Source organism: Mobilicoccus pelagius NBRC 104925 (assembly GCF_000247995.1).
GTDB lineage: Bacteria > Actinomycetota > Actinomycetes > Actinomycetales > Dermatophilaceae > Mobilicoccus > Mobilicoccus pelagius.
The window spans coordinates 37,591-55,520 of record NZ_BAFE01000020.1 but is presented as its reverse complement, the minus strand read 5'-3'; the positions used below and the strand labels follow the sequence as shown (position 1 = coordinate 55,520).

The 17,930-nt window shown below is 72.2% G+C and carries 14 protein-coding genes; 13 read left to right on the top strand and 1 reads right to left on the bottom strand.

Going from position 1 to position 17,930, the window contains the following annotated elements; all coding sequences use genetic code 11:
• Window positions 1-351: 351 nt before the first annotated feature.
• The 4 genes from secD to MOPEL_RS03670 all read left to right on the top strand — a co-directional run bounded on the left by secD (window position 352) and on the right by MOPEL_RS03670 (window position 6,430).
• Complete coding sequence (gene secD, locus MOPEL_RS03685) at window positions 352-2,259, top strand: protein translocase subunit SecD (RefSeq protein ID WP_009481512.1); 1,908 nt, start codon at window positions 352-354, stop codon at window positions 2,257-2,259.
• The gene (gene secF / locus MOPEL_RS03680; RefSeq protein ID WP_009481511.1) at window positions 2,256-3,497 is read left to right on the top strand and encodes a protein translocase subunit SecF; all 1,242 of its coding nucleotides are present in this window, start codon (window positions 2,256-2,258) and stop codon (window positions 3,495-3,497) included. Before secD ends, secF begins: the two co-directional genes overlap by 4 nt.
• A gap of 60 nt (window positions 3,498-3,557) precedes the next feature.
• On the top strand, window positions 3,558-4,085 hold the full coding sequence (locus tag MOPEL_RS03675) for an adenine phosphoribosyltransferase (RefSeq protein WP_009481510.1): 528 nt from the start codon (window positions 3,558-3,560) through the stop codon (window positions 4,083-4,085).
• A 101-nt stretch (window positions 4,086-4,186) separates the two neighbouring features.
• Complete coding sequence (locus MOPEL_RS03670; RefSeq protein ID WP_009481509.1) at window positions 4,187-6,430, top strand: RelA/SpoT family protein; 2,244 nt, start codon at window positions 4,187-4,189, stop codon at window positions 6,428-6,430.
• A gap of 219 nt (window positions 6,431-6,649) precedes the next feature.
• Here the strand turns inward: MOPEL_RS03670 and MOPEL_RS03665 are convergent, their stop codons facing one another.
• Window positions 6,650-8,380 carry a DUF349 domain-containing protein gene (locus MOPEL_RS03665; RefSeq protein ID WP_245544704.1) on the bottom strand — a complete coding sequence of 577 codons (1,731 nt, stop codon included), beginning with the start codon at window positions 8,378-8,380 and terminating at the stop codon, window positions 6,650-6,652.
• A 308-nt stretch (window positions 8,381-8,688) separates the two neighbouring features.
• Here MOPEL_RS03665 and MOPEL_RS03660 point away from each other — a divergent pair, with 308 nt between their 5' ends.
• The 9 genes from MOPEL_RS03660 to MOPEL_RS03620 all read left to right on the top strand — a co-directional run bounded on the left by MOPEL_RS03660 (window position 8,689) and on the right by MOPEL_RS03620 (window position 17,839).
• Complete coding sequence (locus MOPEL_RS03660) at window positions 8,689-9,387, top strand: MBL fold metallo-hydrolase (protein ID WP_009481507.1); 699 nt, start codon at window positions 8,689-8,691, stop codon at window positions 9,385-9,387.
• Between the two features lie 121 nt (window positions 9,388-9,508).
• Window positions 9,509-10,840 (top strand): histidine--tRNA ligase, encoded by a 1,332-nt coding sequence (gene hisS / locus MOPEL_RS03655; RefSeq protein WP_245544703.1) that lies wholly within the window; start codon window positions 9,509-9,511, stop codon window positions 10,838-10,840.
• A 74-nt stretch (window positions 10,841-10,914) separates the two neighbouring features.
• Window positions 10,915-11,544: a hypothetical protein gene (locus MOPEL_RS03650; protein ID WP_009481505.1), complete on the top strand. Its 630-nt coding sequence runs from the start codon at window positions 10,915-10,917 to the stop codon at window positions 11,542-11,544.
• Entirely contained in the window at window positions 11,541-12,647 is a 1,107-nt protein-coding gene (locus MOPEL_RS03645; RefSeq protein WP_009481504.1) for a site-specific tyrosine recombinase XerD, read from the top strand. Before MOPEL_RS03650 ends, MOPEL_RS03645 begins: the two co-directional genes overlap by 4 nt.
• Window positions 12,648-13,176: 529 nt before the next feature.
• Window positions 13,177-13,992 (top strand): ParA family protein, encoded by an 816-nt coding sequence (locus MOPEL_RS03640; RefSeq protein WP_083841723.1) that lies wholly within the window; start codon window positions 13,177-13,179, stop codon window positions 13,990-13,992.
• Window positions 13,976-14,986: a segregation and condensation protein A gene (locus tag MOPEL_RS03635; protein WP_009481502.1), complete on the top strand. Its 1,011-nt coding sequence runs from the start codon at window positions 13,976-13,978 to the stop codon at window positions 14,984-14,986. Before MOPEL_RS03640 ends, MOPEL_RS03635 begins: the two co-directional genes overlap by 17 nt.
• The gene (scpB, locus tag MOPEL_RS03630; RefSeq protein WP_009481501.1) at window positions 14,983-15,753 is read left to right on the top strand and encodes an SMC-Scp complex subunit ScpB; all 771 of its coding nucleotides are present in this window, start codon (window positions 14,983-14,985) and stop codon (window positions 15,751-15,753) included. The genes MOPEL_RS03635 and scpB overlap by 4 nt, the downstream gene beginning before the upstream one ends.
• Window positions 15,750-16,724 carry a pseudouridine synthase gene (locus MOPEL_RS03625; protein WP_083841719.1) on the top strand — a complete coding sequence of 325 codons (975 nt, stop codon included), beginning with the start codon at window positions 15,750-15,752 and terminating at the stop codon, window positions 16,722-16,724. The genes scpB and MOPEL_RS03625 overlap by 4 nt, the downstream gene beginning before the upstream one ends.
• A complete protein-coding gene (locus tag MOPEL_RS03620) occupies window positions 16,721-17,839 on the top strand; it encodes a prephenate dehydrogenase (protein WP_009481499.1) in 1,119 nt (372 codons plus the stop codon). Before MOPEL_RS03625 ends, MOPEL_RS03620 begins: the two co-directional genes overlap by 4 nt.
• Window positions 17,840-17,930 lie beyond the last annotated feature (91 nt).

The window sequence follows — 17,930 nt, the reverse complement described above, 5'->3', positions numbered from 1 at the left end:
GGAGAGGATGGTCGGCGGCGGTGTGCCGGGGGTCCCGTCACGGACGTCCGACCAGGGCAGATCTGCGGAATCGCTCGCGCGGCACGTTGGCGTACCACGCTGAGCGTCACCTAGACTCGTCGAGGTGCCGCCACGACGGGGGCGCCGTGGGGGACGCCGGGGGGAGGTGTCACCCGTCACTCGCCGGCGCTCCGGCCGCACCACCCGGCACCCCGGGCGCGGCCCCACCGGCGGCCCTGCACGACCGACGACGAGGACCTCGATGGATCACCTGACCGGCGCTCCACCCGGCGACCTCGTCCACCGCGACCGCGGCACCCCCTCCCTCGACCCCGACGAGCAGGACTGAGCATGGCGAACGCGAAATCCCGAACCTCCTGGCGCACGTTGGGAGTGATGGGCGCGGTGCTCCTCGCGCTCCTCCTCGGCGTCTTCTCCACCGTGCAGTGGGGCGGCGGGCAGTGGACCCCCAAGCTCGGCCTCGACCTCGAGGGCGGCACACAGATGGTTCTCGCGCCTCAGGTGGGCGAGGGCGTCCAGATCAACGAGCAGCAGCTCTCGCAGGCCGTCGACATCATGCGTGCGCGCGTCGACTCCCAGGGTGTCTCCGAGGCGGAGGTCGCCACGCTCGGCAACAACGTCGTCGTCGCCGTGCCGGGGGAGATGAGCAAGCAGCAGGAGGAATCGCTGCGGCAGTCCTCACAGATGCGGTTCCGCCCCGTGCTCGCGATGCTCCCGGCCGAGCCGGAGCCCGCGCCGACCGCGACGGGCACCCCGCCGGGCAAGGCCTCCCCGACCGGCAAGGCCACGCCCAACGGCAAGGCCACCGCCAAGGCGAGTACGGCCCCCAAGGCGTCGGCCACGCCGTCGCCGACGAGGACGGCCAACGCGGTCGCCGCGGACGCGCTGCAGGCCCACCCGGCCGCGCCGTCGCCGGCGCCGACCCCCAAGCCCGACCTCCTGCGTCAGCCCAAGCTCGAGGAGGTCGCCCCCGGCCTCACGCGCATCACCCCCGGCGAGCGCAACGACCCGCAGAAGCTCATCGCCTACGCGACGAACGAGGCGTGGCTCCAGGCTCCGTCCTCCCTCGAGGCGATCCAGGCGCTCGACTGCGCCAAGCAGGCCAAGCCGGACCCCACCAAGGAGGATCCGGACATGCCCGTCGCCGCGTGCGACCTCGAGGGCAAGGTCAAGTACCTCCTCGGCCCGTCGGTCATCACCGGTGACCAGCTCGCCGACGCGTCCTCCGGCAACATGACCAACCAGCAGGGGCAGCCGATGCCCGGCTACCAGGTCAACCTCAAGATGAAGCCGGAGGCGCGCGACCTCTACCGCGTCGTCAGTCAGCACATGCTCGGGCTGCAGGAGCCGCGCAACCAGCTCGCCACCGTCCTCGACGGTCAGGTCGTCTCCGCGCCGTACTTCTCCGGCGTCATCCCCGACGGGCAGGCGGCGATCAGCGGTAACTTCACGGCGGAGTCCGCGCAGATGCTCGCCGACCAGCTCAAGTTCGGTGCGCTGCCGATGTCGTTCAGCGTGCAGAGCAGTGAGCAGATCAGCCCGACCGTCGGTGGCGACCAGCTGCGTCTCGGTCTCCTCGCCGGCCTCATCGGTCTCGGGCTCGTCGTCGTGTACTTCCTCATCCAGTACCGGGTGCTCGGTCTCGTGACGACGGCGTCGCTCGCGATCGTCGCGCTCGTCACCTACCTCGCGCTCGTGCTCCTCGGGTGGCACTACAACCTGCGCCTCACCCTCGCCGGTGTCACGGGCGCGATCGTCGCGATCGGCACGACGGCCGACTCGTTCATCGTCTACTTCGAGCGCGTGCGCGACGAGGTGCGTGAGGGGCGTGCGGTGCCGTCGGCGGTCGAGACCGGGTGGGCGCGTGCCCGTCGGACGATCGTCATCTCCGGCGCGGTGAACTTCCTCGCCGCCCTCGTGCTCTACCTCCTCGCCGCGAGCAACGTGCGCGGGTTCGCGTTCATGCTCATGCTCACGACGATCATCGACCTCCTCGTGACGTTCTGCTTCACGCACCCGATGCTCCACGTCCTCACGGACACGAAGTTCTTCGGCGAGGGGCACCGCTGGTCGGGGTTGTCGGCCGAGAGCCTCGGCGTCGACCGCACCCGCTACCTCGGTCGCGGCCGCGTCGGTCGTCCCGGCCAGGCCCGCGGGTCCGGCGGCGCCACCGCCGCCGGCACCGTCCAGGACGCCCCGCACATCCACACCGCCACGCCGAAGGGGGAGCAGGCATGAGCCGGTTCAGCCGTTGGGGCAACGACCTCTACACCGGGCACCGCTCGATCGACTTCATCGGTCGACGCAAGTTCTTCTACCTCGCCTCCGCCGTCCTCCTGCTCCTCACCCTCCTCGGGTTGTGGGCGCGGGGTGGCATCAACCTCGGCATCGAGTTCACCGGCGGCTCGGACTTCCGCGTCCCCGGCGTGACGAGCTTCGAGAACTTCGAGCAGCGGGCGACGAAGGTCGTCTCCGACGTCGGCCACGTCGAGTCGTCGAAGGTGACGAAGGTCGGCTCCGACACCGTGCGCGTCGAGACGCAGCGCTTCGACGACCGTCGCGCCATCGACGTGCGCGACGCACTCGGCAAGGAGTTCGGCGTCTCCGGTGACGCGGTGACGAGTTCGGTCATCGGTCCGTCGTGGGGTGAATCGGTGACGAAGGACGCCCTGCGCGCGCTCGCCCTGTTCCTCCTCCTCGTCTCGGTCGTCCTCGCCGTCTACTTCCGCACGTGGAAGATGGCCGTGGCGGCGCTCGCGGCCCTCCTGCACGACATCCTCTTCACCGTCGGCATCTACGCCCTCGCCGGGTTCGAGGTCACCCCCGCCTCGGCGATCGGGTTCCTCACGATCCTCGGCTACTCGATATACGACACGGTCGTCGTGTTCGACAAGGTGCGCGAGAACACGAACGAGGCGTTCCGTCGCGGCACGATGACGTTCTCGGAGGCCGTCGGGCTCGCCGTCAACCAGACCCTCGTCCGATCGATCAACACCTCGATGGTCGCGTTGTTGCCCGTCGGCATCATCCTCGCGATGTCGTGGGCGGCGATCGGGCCGGGCACCCTGCGCGACCTGTCACTCGCCCTGTTCATCGGTATCGCCGTCGGCACGTACAGCTCGATCTTCCTCGCGCCACCGATCCTCGTCGACCTGCGGTCCCGCGAGAAGAACGTCGTCACCCTGCGGGACCGTGTACTCAAGGCACGCGCCCGCACGGGGGAGTCCTACGAGGAGGCCGTCGCGGAGACCCAGCCGACGGCCGGCTCGGACCACGACGCGGTGCACACCCACGGGGCCCCTGGCACGAGTGGGGCCGTCGCGGTGGCCACGACGCGCGTCGGCGTCACGACCGACGACCTCGACGGGGGCGTCACGACCACCGGTCGTCCTCTCCACCCGTACGCGCAGCGCGCCGCCCGGGAGGAGAGCCGTCGCGACGCGCGACGTCGACGGAAGACGCAGGGCGAGAAGTAGGACACGCAGGACCCGGTGAGGCGGGCGGGTCGGGCACGGCGGACGGTATGGTGACCGCTTGTGACCGACTCGCTCGCCTCGCTCGTCTCCTCCCGTCTGCGTGACATCCCGGACTTTCCCGCCCCGGGTGTCCTCTTCAAGGACTTCACGCCGCTGCTCGCCGACCCCCGCGCGTTCGCGGCCGTCGTCGACGACACCGCCGCGCGGTACCGCGGCCGTGTCGACGCCGTCGTCGGCATCGAGGCCCGCGGCTTCATGATCGGCGCCGCCACGGCGTACGCGCTCGGCGTCGGGTTCGTGCCCGTCCGAAAGCAGGGCAAGCTGCCCGCCGAGACCGAGTCGGCCGAGTACTCCCTCGAGTACGGCACGGCGACGATCGAGATCCACCGCGACGCGTTCGCGCCCGGCGCACGTGTCCTCGTCATGGACGACGTCATCGCGACGGGCGGCACCCTCGTGGCGACGTGCGACCTCGTCGAGCGGCTCGGCGGGAAGATCGCCGGGGTCGAGGTCGTCGTCGAGATCGCCTCTCTCGGAGGACGTGCCACGCTCGGCGGTCGACCGCTGACGTCGATGCTGCTGGTCTGACCCCCTACACTTCCGACATGAGTACGACGGGACAGCCGAATGCCTCCACCCCCTGGCAATCCGGCACGTCCACGTCGTCGGGCACGTCGGTGGGGGCGAGCATGCGGGCGCGCCTCGCGCGACTAGGGTCGCGCCACCTCGCCCACCCGGAGCTCGAACCTCTCCTGCGGGCCGTGCGGGCGACACACCCCAAGGCCGACGTGTCGATCATCGAGCGGGCCTACGAGACCGCCGAGAAGTGGCACGCGGGACAGGTGCGCAAGAACGGTGACCCCTACATCACCCACCCCCTCGCGGTGACCACGATCCTCGCCGAGATCGGCATGCCGCCCACGACGCTCGCGGCGGCGATGCTGCACGACACCGTCGAGGACACGGGGTACAGCCTCGAGGCGTTGCGTGCCGACTACGGCGACGAGATCGCGATGCTCGTCGACGGCGTCACCAAGCTCGACAAGGTCACGTACGGCGAGGCCGCGCAGGCCGAGACGGTCCGCAAGATGGTCATCGCGATGTCGCGCGACATCCGGGTGCTCGTCATCAAACTCGCCGACCGCCTCCACAACGCCCGCACGTGGCGGTACGTCTCGCCGGCGTCGGCCGCGAAGAAGGCGCGGGAGACCCTCGAGATCTACGCGCCGCTCGCGCACCGCCTCGGCATGAACACGATCAAGTGGGAGCTCGAGGACCTTTCGTTCGCGACGCTGTACCCCAAGGTCTACGACGAGATCGTGCGCATGGTCGCCGAGCGCGCGCCCGCCCGCGAGGAGTACCTCGGGCAGGTCAAGCGGCAGGTCGAGGAGGACCTGAAGGGTGCCCGCATCACCGCGACGGTGACGGGCCGACCCAAGCACTACTACTCCGTGTACCAGAAGATGATCGTGCGCGGCCGCGACTTCGAAGAGATCTACGACCTCGTCGCGGTGCGGGTCCTCGTCGACACGGTGCGCGACTGCTACGCGGCGCTCGGCACGATGCACGCGCGGTGGAAGCCCATGCCGGGGCGGTTCAAGGACTACATCGCGATGCCCAAGTTCAACATGTACCAGTCGTTGCACACGACGGTCGTGGGCCCGGGCGGCAAGCCGGTCGAGATCCAGATCCGCACCCACGCGATGCACCGTCGCGCCGAGTACGGCGTCGCGGCCCACTGGAAGTACAAGGAGGACACGGCCACCGTCACGCCCGGCGGGGAGGTCACCGACGGCGACCCGAACGACATGGCGTGGCTGCGCCAGCTCGTCGACTGGCAGCGGGAGACGGCCGACCCGGGGGAGTTCCTCGACTCGCTGCGCTTCGAGATCAACGCCCAGGAGGTCTTCGCGTTCACGCCCAAGGGCGCCGTCATCGCGCTCCCGCTGGGTTCGACCCCGGTCGACTTCGCGTACGCCGTGCACACCGAGGTCGGGCACCATTGCATCGGAGGCCGCGTCAACGGCCGTCTCGTGCCGCTGGAGTCCCAGCTCGAGAACGGCGACATCGTCGAGATCCTCACGAGCAAGGTCGACGGCGACGGGCCGTCACGCGACTGGCTGACGTTCGTCAAGAGCCCCCGCGCGCGCAACAAGATCCGGCAATGGTTCACCAAGGAACGCCGCGAGGAGGCCATCGAGAACGGCCGTGAGGAGATCGCACGCACGATCCGCAAGCAGAACCTCCCGCTGCAACGGCTCATGACCGCCGAGACGCTGAGCGCCATCGCGAACGAGCTGCGGTACGCCGACATCGAGGCGCTCTACGCGGCCGTCGGAGAGAAGAACGTGTCGGCGCAGTCGGTCGTCGAGCGGATCATCGCCGCCTCCGGCGGTGAGGCGGGCGCCGAGGAGGACCTCGCCGAGGTGACGATGCCCGGCCGGCCCCGACGCCGGCGGCCTGCCGTCACGGGTGTCGTCGTCGCGGGTGAGAGCGGGGTGGAGACCAAGCTCGCCAAGTGCTGCACGCCGGTGCCGGGTGACGAGATCATGGGCTTCACCACACGCGGCGGGTACGTCTCGGTGCACCGCACGAACTGCACGAACGCCGACGGCCTGCGGGCCCACCCGGAGCGTCTCGTGGAGGTGTCATGGGATCCGTCGGCCTCGAGCATGTTCCTCGTGCAGTTCCAGGTCGAGGCCCTCGACCGCAGCCGCCTGCTGTCCGACATCACGCGCGTGCTGTCCGACCACCACGTCAACATCCTGTCGGCGGCGGTCAAGACCTCTCGCGACCGCCTCGCCGTCTCCAACTTCACCTTCGAGATGGGCGACCCCAGCCACCTCGAGCACGTCATCAAGGCCGTCCGCCGCATCGACGGCGTCTTCGACGTCTACCGCGTCTCCGGCGTCAAGCACCCGAACACGCAGTAGGCGGGCCGCCCGCGCGAGCCCGACGCCCGCACGGCCTCCTCCCACCCGACGCGCACCCGCCCGGGCGACGTGAGCGGGAGGGCGTGACGACGGCCGAGGACGGGTCGTCCGGCCGCGTACGCCCTCGCCGTCGAGTTCCCGGTCGAGGGATCTGAGACACCGGGACGCGGCGACGGGGCGGCCACCCGTGGGTGACCGCCCCGTGAGAGCGAGAGGTGCTCAGTTGCCGAACTCGCCGAGACCCCTCTGCGCGAGCTCGAGCCACGCCTGCCGGGCCTCGAGGGCCTCACGAGCCTTGGCGATCTTCGCCTCATCGCCGGAGGCCTCTGCCTTCTCGAGGTCCTTGCGGTGCTTGGCAAGGGACTTCTCGGCCTGCTCGGCGAGGCTCGCGGCGCGGGCGGCGACCTCGGGGTCGGTGCGCTTCCACTTCTGCTGGTCGGCGTCGCGGATGGCCTGCTCGACCTTGCGCATGCCGTCCTCGATGCGCTTCATCGCCGAGCGCGGCACCTTGCCCGCCGCGTCCCACTTCTCCTGGATCGGGCGCAGCCTGGCCTTCGCGACCTCGACGTCCTTGACCGGGAGAATCTTCTGCGCCTCTTCGAGGAGGGCCTCCTTGACCTTGAGGTTGGCCTCGAACTCGACGTTCTCCGCCGCGGCGACCTGGTCCTTGGCGTCGAAGAAGTGGTCCTGCGCGGCCTTGAAGCGCTTCCACAGGGCGTCGTCGTCGGCGCGGGACGCACGACCGGCCTGACGCCAGGAGTCCATGAGTCGCTTGAACGCACCGGCGGTCTGACCCCACTCGGTGCTGTCCTTGAGCTTCTCCGCCTCGGCGACGAGCTCCTCCTTGCGGGCCTTCGCCTCGGCCTGCACCGAACCGAGCTGCGCGAAGTGGACGCGGCGCATCTTGTCGAAGGAGTTGCGGGCCCCGGAGAGGCGGTGCCAGAGGGCCTGCTCGGTCTCACGATCGAGCTTGGGGCCGTTCTTCTGGGCCGACTTCCACTCGTCGAGCAGCGCGCGCATGCGGGAGCTGCTCTGCTTCCACTGGACCTTCGCCTCCTCCTGGCCGGCGATGGTCTCGGCCTCGGAGACGATCGCCTCACGGACCTTGAGCGCCTCCTCGCGGGCGGCGGCACGCTCCTGGTTCTCCGTCGTGCGACGCACCTCGACGGCCGTCGCGATGTCCTCGATGCGCGCGTACAGGGCGGGGAAGTCGCCCACGGCGCGAAGACCGGAGACGGCGTCACGCAGCCGCTTGAGGCCGTCGGCGCCCTCCTTGGCGGGGAGATCGGTCTGCGTGACCCGCTGGTGGAGGATCTCCGCGAGGGCGGCGACCTCGTCGAACTTGCGCGCGAAGTAGGCGAGCGCCTCCTCGGCCGACGCGCCCGGGTAAGAGCCGACCTCGCGCTCCTCCTCGCCGATACGGACGAACACGGTGCCGTCCTCGGCGACCCGGCCGTGGGCCGAGGGGTCGGTGGTGACCGGGGCGTGGACCGGCGCGGCCGGGGTCGTGCTCTCGGCCCGCGGGGTGGCGACCGCGGCGCCGAGGACGGCCGTGGGGCTTTGTGCGGGTGTCGGCGTGGGAGCGGGAGCCGCGGGAGCGGACGCAGTCGTCGCCGGCTCGGAGCCCTCGGACGCCGTCTCGGGGGAGGACTCGGCCTCCATGGAGGCCTCGGCCGCCTCGGTGGGGGCCTCGGCGTCGCTCGGCTGCGCGTCCGTGGCCGGCTCGGTCTGCGGCGCGGAGGCCGTCTCGACGTCGGCCTCGGAGGTGTTCTCGCCGGCCGGTTCCTCCTGCCCGAGCGGGGTCTGCGGGGCCGACGCCGGGGTCGTCTCGGCGCCGGTGGAGGCCTGCTCGACGTCCACCTCCGTGACGGGGGCGGGGTTTCCCTCGCCCGCCGTGGCCGAGGTGTGGTCGGCGGTGGTCGGGTCGGTGGGGGACATGTGATCGGACACAGCGTGGACCTTCGCGTCTGGACACCGGCGGCGCCCGTGGGCGTCACGCGGTTCGTTGATGGAGCCGTCCGGATCCACGATACTGGCCCACCAGCGAATTCGGGCCTCGCCCACCCACCGCGCCTCCCGCGCGCCTCGGCATGCCGCACGCGTGGACGGGTCTGTGCGCACCGGCGGCCGACGGATGTCGCCGGTGGCCCCGCGAGAACTCGCGCACCCATGCGTCCTTCCTCCGGTCCGACCGCCGCGACGAGACGCCCGTCGACGAGCCGGGTGGGCCGCCGCGGCTCCCGTCTAGGCTGGGGGGCGTGTTCCTCATCGGATTCCCCGCCGCCATGCTCGGCACGAACTGCTTCCTCCTCGCGCGCGCACCGGGCGAGGAATGCATCGTCGTCGACCCCGGTGGTGGCATCGACGACCGCCTCGACGACGCGCTGCGCACGCACCGGTTGACGCCGGCGGCGCTGCTCCTCACGCACGGGCACCTCGACCACACCGCGTCGGTGCCGCGCCTCGAGTCGCAGTACGACGTGCCGACGTACATCCACGTCGACGACGAGTACCGCCTGACGAACCCGATGGACCAGCTCGGCCCCGAGCTGCGGGCGATGGTCCAGATGCAGTTCGGCGACCTCGACTGGCGCCGCCCCGAGCGCGTCGTCACCTACGGCGGCGGCGACATGCTCACCCTCGCCGGTCTCGACCTGCGCGTCGCCCACGCGCCCGGCCATACCGAGGGGTCCGCGCTCCTCACGGTCGAGGACCTGCCCGACTCGATGCCGGAGGACTCCGGGCTCGCCCGCACGATCCTCGCCGGTGACGTCCTCTTCTCCGGCGGCATCGGGCGCACCGACCTCGTCGGCGGCGACGACGCAGCGATGCAGGCGAGCCTGCGGGACGTCGTCCTCGCGATGGCCGACGACAGCCTCGTCCTCCCCGGCCACGGCCCGGCCACGACGATCGGCCGCGAACGCGCGACGAACCCCTTCCTCGCCCACCTCGCCTGACCCTCCGACCCGACCATCCGAAGCGGCGACGCCCGGCGCGTCCCACTCCCGGCGGGCGCCGCGTGCGTCCCCGCGCCGACAGGAAGAACGAAGAACGTTGAGCCAGAACAAGATCATGCCCATGTCTGGATTCCCCGAGTGGCTGCCGCAGCAGCGCGCCGTGGAGGCCCACTTCCTCGACGTCATCCGCCGGACGTTCGAGAGCCACGGGTTCGTCGGCATCGAGACCCGCGCGGTCGAGCCCGTCGAACGGCTCCTCGGCAAGGGTGGTGACGCCGACAAGGAGATCTACGGTGTCTCCCGCCTCGCCGCCGACGCGGAGGAGAAGGACTCCGAGACCGCGCTCGGTCTCCACTTCGACCTCACCGTGCCGTTCGCGCGATACGTGGTGGAGAACTCCGGCAAGCTCGTCTTCCCCTTCCGCCGCTACCAGATCCAGAAGGTGTGGCGTGGAGAGCGGCCGCAGGACGGCCGGTTCCGCGAGTTCGTCCAGGCCGACATCGACATCGTCGACGCCGGTGAGCTGCCGTTCCACTACGAGGTGGAGCTGCCGCTCGTCATCGCCGACGCGTTCGCCGAGCTGCCCATCGGGCCGTTCCGCATCCAGGTGAACAACCGCAAGATCCCCGAGGGCTTCTACCTCGGTCTCGGCCTCGCGCCCGAGCAGGTCGTGCCCGTCCTGCGCGTCGTCGACAAGCTCGACAAGGTCGGCCCCGAGGCCGTCACGGAGATGCTCACCGAGGCGGGCCTCACCGCCGAGCAGGCCGCGCAGTGCCTCGCCCTCGCCGAGATCAACGCCCCCGACTCCTCCTTCGCCGACCGCGTGCGCGCCCTCGGCGTCGAGCACCCCGTCCTCGAGGAGGGTCTCCAGGCGCTCTCGACGGTCATGGACGCCGCGGCCGAGCACGCGCCCGGCCTCCTCCTCGCCGACCTCAAGGTCGCCCGCGGCCTCGACTACTACACGGGCACCGTGTACGAGACCCAGCTCGTCGGCCAGGAGTCCTACGGCTCCATCTGCTCCGGCGGCCGGTACGACGCGCTCGCGAGCGACGGCAAGCACACCTACCCCGGCGTCGGCATCTCCATCGGTGTCTCCCGCCTGCTCGCCAAGCTCATGCCGACCCTCGAGGCCTCGCGCATGTCGCCCTCGGTCGTCCTCGTCGCGCTCGCCAACGAGGAGGAGCGTCCCCGGTCGATGCGGATCGCCGCCGCCCTGCGCGAGCGGGGCATCGCGTGCGAGGTCGCCCCCTCCGCCGCCAAGTTCGGCAAGCAGATCAAGTTCGCCGACCGCCGCGGCATCCCCTTCGTCTGGTTCCCCGGCAGCCCCGCCGACGACGGCACCCCCGCCGTCGACCAGGTCAAGGACCTCCGCAGCGGCGAGCAGGTCGACGCCGACCCCGCGACGTGGACCCCGCCCGAGGCCGACCTGCACATCTCGGTCACGACCCGCTGAACCGCACTCCCGCGTCGGGGGTGGGCGCGCTCGGCGCGGGCCGTCGAGCGGGCCGCCGGTGTCAGGATGGGGACGTGACGTACTCCCAGACCTCGACGCGTCGTGCCCGTCAGATCACCGGCGACCTCGTCGTCCTCGCCTGGTGCGTGGCGTGGGTGTGGGTGGCGCGGGTCGTCCACGGCCTCGTCCTCCAGCTCGCCGAACCCGCCCGCACGCTGCGGCGCACCGCCACCGACTTCGGCGCGGCGATGATGGACGCGGGAACGACCGTCGGCGGGGTGCCGTTCGCGGGGGAGCAGCTGCAGGAGTCGTTCTCCCGCGTCGCCGGCGTCGGCGCCGAGGCGAGCGCCGCCGGTGCCCAGTTCGAGACGACCGTCGGGCGACTCGCGCTCGTCCTCGCCCTCGTCACCGCGCTCGGACCCACGCTCGGTCTCGGCGTGCCGTGGGTCGTCTCCCGCGTGCGGTTCGCCCGCCGCGCGGCCGCGGCCCGACTCCTCGTCGACTCCGAGGCCGACCTCGAACTCTTCGCCCTCCGTGCCATGGCGAACCAGCCCCTCCCGCGGCTCGCGGAGATCGCCCCCGACCCCGTCGCCGCCTGGCGGGCGGGCGACGCCCGCGTCGTCCACGCGCTCGCCGCCCTCGAACTCCGCAGCGTCGGACTTCGCCCCGCGCGGGGCCGCGACGGGCAGGTACGCGCCGAGTGACCGGCCCCGACCCGTCCTCCTCGCCCTCGGCCACGTCGTCGCTCGTGCCCGGCACGACCGGTGGACCCGCTCCGGCCGAACCCACGGGGGCCGGGACGACGCCAACCGGGACGACGCGCACCCTGCCCGCGCGGCGGGCGGCGTGGCTCGCCCACCTCCGCATCGAGCGGGGACTCGCGGCGAACACGCTCCGCAGCTACGAACGGGATCTCGACCGGTACGACGCGTTCCTCGCGTCCCGGGGGATCGACGACGTCACGGGCGTCCGCCGTGCCGACGTCACCGAGTTCGTCACCGCCGTGCGGGAGGGCACCGACGGGCGCCGCGCCCTCTCGGCCTCCTCGACCGCCCGACTCCTCGCCGCGGTGCGCGGGTTCCACCGCTTCTGTCTCCTCGAGGGCGTCGTGGGTGAGGACGTCGCCGCCGAGGTCTCCCCACCGTCGACACCGCGTCGACTCCCCAAGGCGATGAGCCGCGACGACGTCGAGCGCCTCATCGCGGCCGCCGCGGAGACCCCCGGACCGGTCGGGCTGCGCGACCGGGCCCTCGTCGAGACGCTCTACGCCACGGGCGCCCGCATCAGCGAGGTCGTCGGTCTCGTCGTCGACGACCTCCCCGACCTCACTGAGGGGCCCACGCCCCCCGCCGTGCCCGGCGCGCCGGGGGCGGTCCCCGTCGTCCGCCTCACCGGCAAGGGGAACAAGCAACGCCTCGTCCCCGTCGGCGGCTACGCCACCCGTGCGCTCGCCGACTACCTCACGGGCGGCCGACCCGCCCTCGTCACGCGACGGCCCGCCGGGCGGGGGAGCCGTGGTGGTTCGGGCCACGAACTCTTCCTCAACACCCGAGGCGGCCCGCTCTCCCGGCAGAGCGCGTGGGGCGTCGTCTCCGCCGCCGCGGATCGCGCCGGACTCTCCGGCCACGTCGGTCCCCACACCCTCCGCCACTCCTTCGCGACGCACCTCCTCGAGGGTGGCGCCGACGTCCGCGTCGTCCAGGACCTGCTCGGGCACGCCGACGTGACGACGACGCAGATCTACACGCTCGTCACCGCCGCCCATCTCCGCGAGACCTACGCGACCGCCCACCCCCGCGCCCACTGACGCCCCCGTCGATCCGGTCGTCCGTCTCGTGGCCGCTCGACGCCGACGACGGGACCCTCTGGCCCCCCAGGGCATCCGGGGCGAGAGCACCCGGATGAGCGCCTCGACGGCCGGGGAGGCGCTGGTAGGGTCGGGGCGGAATCCGTGCACGCTGCGCCCGTGTGCCCGGCCCCCAGACCCCGACCCGAAGTGAGGACGAATGAGCGCGTTCGAGACGCAGCCGACGCACCCCGCCGACGAGGTCCGCGTCGGCGGCGGTGGCCCCCTCCCGCAGGAGGACCGGCTCGAGACGCGCACCCTCGGGACCGACGAGGTCGAGACCGTCGACACACCGGGGTACGACGACGCGGACGAGACGGACGACGTCGAGACGGACGACGACGAGACGTACGACGACGAGACGTACGACGACGAGACGTACGAGGGCGAGGCGCCGCAGCCGACGACCGTCGAGAGCCTCGGCACGGGCGCGCAGGACCGACTCCCCGGCACCGAGACCTCCGGCCACATCGGCGTCACCGGGCGTCCCATGCCCGAGTTCCCCACCCCGCCGCCGCTCACCGGCCACGGGCCCGCCCGCGTCATCGCGATGTGCAACCAGAAGGGCGGCGTCGGCAAGACGACGACGACGATCAACCTCGGCGCGGCGCTCGCGGAGCTCGGCCGCAAGGTCCTCCTCGTCGACTTCGACCCCCAGGGCGCCCTCTCGGTCGGTCTCGGCATCCGCGCGAACGACCTCGACCTCACCGTCTACAACCTGCTCGTCGAACGCGGCCACGACGTGCGCGAGGTCATCCAGCACACGCGCACCCCGGACCTCGACCTGCTCCCCGCCAACATCGACCTCTCGGCCGCCGAGGTCCAGCTCGTCGGCGAGGTCGCCCGCGAGATGGTCCTCTCCCGAGTGCTGCGGCCCGTCATGGACGAGTACGACGTCGTCCTCATCGACTGCCAGCCCTCGCTCGGCCTGCTCACCGTCAACGCCCTCACCGCGGCGCACGGCGTCATCATCCCGCTCGAGTGCGAGTACTTCGCGATGCGCGGCGTCGCCCTCCTCGTCGAGACCATCGAGAAGGTCTGCGACCGCCTCAACCCGCGCCTCGAGATCGACGGCATCCTCGCGACGATGTACGACGGACGCACTCTCCACAGCCGCGAGGTCGTGGCCAGCGTCGTCGACCACTTCCAGGACCGCGTCTTCCACACGGTCATCAGCCGCACGGTGAAGTTCCCCGACGCGACCCTCGCCGCCGAACCCATCACGAGCTACGCCCCCGGCCACAACGCCGCCGAGGCCTACCGTCAGCTCGCCCGGGAGCTCATCGCCCGTGGCGGCGCCGCCTGAGACGGCGGCGGGGGAGAGCGACCTCGACCCCGCCGCGCCCACGGAGGAGGCCGCCGCACCCGTCGAGGCGCCCGGTGGTGTCCTCACCCGCCGTGCCGCGCCGCAGCCGTTCGAGGTGCACCTCGACGTCTTCTCCGGGCCGTTCGAGCTGCTCCTCGGACTCATCGCCAAGCATCGCCTCGACCTCACCGAGATCGCCCTCGCGACCGTCACCGACGAGTTCATCGCGCACATCCGCGCCCAGCAGGCGGCCGACGTCGACTGGGATCTCTCGCAGGCGAGCGAGTTCCTCCTCGTCGCGGCGACGCTGCTCGACCTCAAGGCGGCCCGGCTCCTGCCGTCCCTCGACCCCGAGGAAGAGGACCTCGAACTCATCGAGGCCCGCGACCTCCTCTTCGCGCGCCTCCTCCAGTACCGGGCGTTCAAGGACGTCGCCGCCTGGGCCGAGGAGCGCATGGCAGGCCCCGGCCGCATCATCGCTCGCCAGGCCGAGATGGAGCCCCGGTTCGCCGCCCTGCTGCCCGAACTCGTCATCGCCGTCACGCCCGAGCAGCTCGCGATGATCGCCGCCGACACGCTCACCCGCACACCGCCACACGTGGGTGTCGAGCACCTCCACCAGCCGCTCGTGAGCGTCCGGGAGCAGGCCGCCATCGTCGTCGAGCTCCTCCGCCGGGAGCGGCAGACGACGTTCCGCGAGCTCGTCGCGGACGCCGACTCCACGCTCGTCGTCGTCGCCCGGTTCCTCGCCCTGCTCGACCTCTTCCGCGAGGCCGCGGTCGCGTTCGACCAGCCCGAACCCCTCGGAGAGCTCCTCGTCGCGTGGACGGGCAGCGAGGAGGGCGTCCTCCAGGCCGGGGCCGGCTTCGACGAGGAGCACGTGACGACACCCGTCGCCGGTACCGCGGCGTCCCCGGCGGGGGCCGCCGTCATCGCGCAGGACGACGCCCCGCCGGGCGAGCCCACGCACCCCGAGCCGCAGGAGGACGCATGAGCAGCGAACCGACCGGGGGAGCCGAGCCGGCCCACCCCGACGCGATGCCTGCGGGACCGGAGGCCGCAGCGGAGTCCGTGCCGCGCACGACCGAGCCCACCGACTCGTCGTCGGTGCCCGCCGAAGCCGTCGATCCCGCCGAGCCGTCGGAGCCCGAGGAGCCCGAGGATGCAGGGGAGGCGGACGACCCCGACGAGATCGACCTCGCGACGATGCCCGGCGGGGCGCGCTCCGCGATCGAGGCCGTGCTCATGGTCGTCGAGGAACCCGTCACCCCCGAGGCCCTCGCCGCCGCCCTCGACATCGAGCCCCGCGAGGCGTGGGAGCACCTCCACGACCTCGCCGCCGAGTACGACCGTGACGCACGCGGGTTCAGCCTCCGCCGGACGGGGACGGGCTGGCGCGTCTACTCCCGCGCCGAGTACGCCCCCCTCGTCGAACGGTTCGTCATCGCCGGGCAACGCGCCAAGCTCTCGAAGGCCGCGTTGGAGACCCTCGCCGTCATCGCGTACCGTCAACCGGTCTCGCGTGCCCGCATCGCGGCGGTACGAGGCGTCAACGTCGACGGCGTCGTCCGCACCCTGATGACGCGAGGGCTCATCGACGAGGTCGGCACCGACACCGAGCACGGTGCCGTGCTGTACGGCACGACCGATTACTTCCTCACCCGCCTCGGGTTGTCGTCGCTCGCGGAGCTCCCTCCGCTCGCGCCGTACCTGCCCGAGGGACACGAGGTGGACGAGATCGCCGAAAGGGGCGGCATATGACCGGGCAAGGTCGAGGACGCGCAGGAGGCGCCGCAGGCGCAGGCCGAGGTGGCCGCGGCGACGCCCGTCGCGGAGGCAAGGGCGGATCGCCGTCGTCACGGGGTGGCGGCCGCTGGTCGTCCTCCTCGGGGCAGGTGCCGGGCGGGCCGGACCGCGGGTTCGGTATGCGTCCGCCCAAGGGGCGTCGGGGTGGGAACGCGGCGGGGAACACCCGCGGCAACGCCCCCGAGGTCGACGTCCACGACCCCAACGGCGTACGGCTGCAGAAGCTCCTCGCCGCGGCCGGCGTCGGCTCGCGCCGTGCGTGTGAGGTCATCATCGGCCAGGGCCGTGTCGAGGTCGACGGGCAGGTCGTCACCGAGCTCGGCGTGCGTATCGACCCGGCGACCCAGACCGTCCACGTCGACGGCGAACGCATCCAGCTCGACGCCGACCGGCGTTACTTCGCCCTGAACAAGCCCCTCGGGGTCGTCTCGACGATGCACGACGACCTCGGCCGTCCCTGCCTCGGGGATCTTCTCGAGCAGCGCAACGACCGCCTGTTCCACGTCGGACGTCTCGACGTCGACACCGACGGGCTCCTCCTCCTCACGAACGACGGCGAGCTCGCCAACCGCCTCCAGCACCCCTCGTACGGCATCCCGAAGACGTACGTCGCCACGGTGCCCGGGCCGGTGAACCGCGACGTCGGCCGCACGCTCCGGGAGGGCGTCGAGCTCGAGGACGGGCCGGTCGCCGTCGACTCGTTCCGTCTCGTCGACTCCGCCCCGGGCCGCGCCATCGTCGAGGTCGTCGTCCACGAGGGGCGCAAGCACGTCGTGCGTCGCCTCCTCGAGGAGGTCGGCCACCCCGTCGAGACCCTCACCCGCGTGCAGGTCGGACCCGTCCTCCTCGGTGACCTCAAGCCGGGCAAGCTGCGGCCGCTCAACTCACGGGAGGTCGCCGCACTGTACAAGGCCGCCGGGCTGTGAGCGTGCCGCGGGAGGCGGGGCGCGGCCTCGGGCCCGTGCTCGTCGTCGGCACGGGCCTCATCGGCACGAGCCTCGGCCTCGCCCTCCGCGCCGAGGGCGTCACCGTGACGCTCTCCGACCCGTCGCCGACGGCCTGCGCCCTGGCCCGGGACCTCGGGGCGGGCGCCCTCGAGACCGCCGACGACCCCGAACCCGCCGTCGTCGTCGTCGCCGCGCCGCCGGACGTCGTCGGTGCCGTCGTCGCCGCGCGTCTCGCGGCACACCCCCACGCGGTCGTCACCGACGTCGCGTCGGTGAAGTCGGCCGTCCTCGGGGATCTGCTCGCCGCCGGTGTCGACGTCACGCGCTACGTCGGCTCCCACCCGATGGCGGGGCGCGAGCGCAGCGGCGCGATCGCCGGACGTGCGGACCTCTTCCAGGGGCGGCCGTGGGTCGTCGTCCCGCACGAGCACAGCGACCCGGCCGCCGTCGAGGCCGTCACCGTCCTCGCGACGGCGGCGGGCGGTGCCCCGGTGCGCATGCCCGCCCACGAGCACGACGAGGCCGTCGCCGCCGTCTCCCACGTGCCGCAGGTCGCCGCGAGCCTCGTCGCCGCTCGCCTCCGCGACCTCTCCACCGACGCCGTCGGCCTCGCCGGGCAGGGCGTCCGCGACGTCACCCGCATCGCCGCGAGCGACCCGGCGCTCTGGACGCAGATCCTCGTCGGCAACGCCGCCGCCGTGTCGACGGTCCTCGGCGAGCTGCACACGGCGATCGGCGAGGTGCTCGACGCACTCGACGGGCTCCGCGAGGACGCCGACGCCGAGGCGCCCGGCGCACGCGCGACCCTCGCCGCGATGCTCGCCGACGGCAATGCCGGCCACGCCCGCATCCCCGGCAAGCACGGCTCCTCGCCGACGATGTACACGACCGTCACCGTCCTCATCCCCGACGAACCGGGCATGCTCGCCCGTCTCTTCGCCGACGTCGGCGACGAGGGCGTCAACATCGAGGACATCCGCATGGAGCACGCCGTCGGACGTCTCGTCGGCGTCGTCGACCTCCTCGTCCGCCCCGACGCCGCCGACCCGCTGTGCGCCGGACTCCTCGCGCGGGGCTGGAACCTCACCGAGTGACCCCGAGTGACCCCGAGTGACCCCGAGTGACCCCGAGTGACCCCGAGTGACCCCGAGTGACCCCGGACGGGTCCGGGGAAGCCCGACGCAC

What these genes read in the sequence shown, in the direction of transcription:
- MOPEL_RS03625 (WP_083841719.1), top strand. Translation starts at nt 15,750, where the DNA reads ATGACCGGGCAAGGTCGAGGACGCGCAGGAGGCGCCGCAGGCGCAGGC.
- MOPEL_RS03670 (WP_009481509.1), top strand. Translation starts at nt 4,187, where the DNA reads ATGCGGGCGCGCCTCGCGCGACTAGGGTCGCGCCACCTCGCCCACCCG.
- secF (WP_009481511.1), top strand. Translation starts at nt 2,256, where the DNA reads ATGAGCCGGTTCAGCCGTTGGGGCAACGACCTCTACACCGGGCACCGC.
- scpB (WP_009481501.1), top strand. Translation starts at nt 14,983, where the DNA reads ATGAGCAGCGAACCGACCGGGGGAGCCGAGCCGGCCCACCCCGACGCG.
- MOPEL_RS03640 (WP_083841723.1), top strand. Translation starts at nt 13,177, where the DNA reads ATGCCCGAGTTCCCCACCCCGCCGCCGCTCACCGGCCACGGGCCCGCC.
- secD (WP_009481512.1), top strand. Translation starts at nt 352, where the DNA reads ATGGCGAACGCGAAATCCCGAACCTCCTGGCGCACGTTGGGAGTGATG.
- hisS (WP_245544703.1), top strand. Translation starts at nt 9,509, where the DNA reads ATGTCTGGATTCCCCGAGTGGCTGCCGCAGCAGCGCGCCGTGGAGGCC.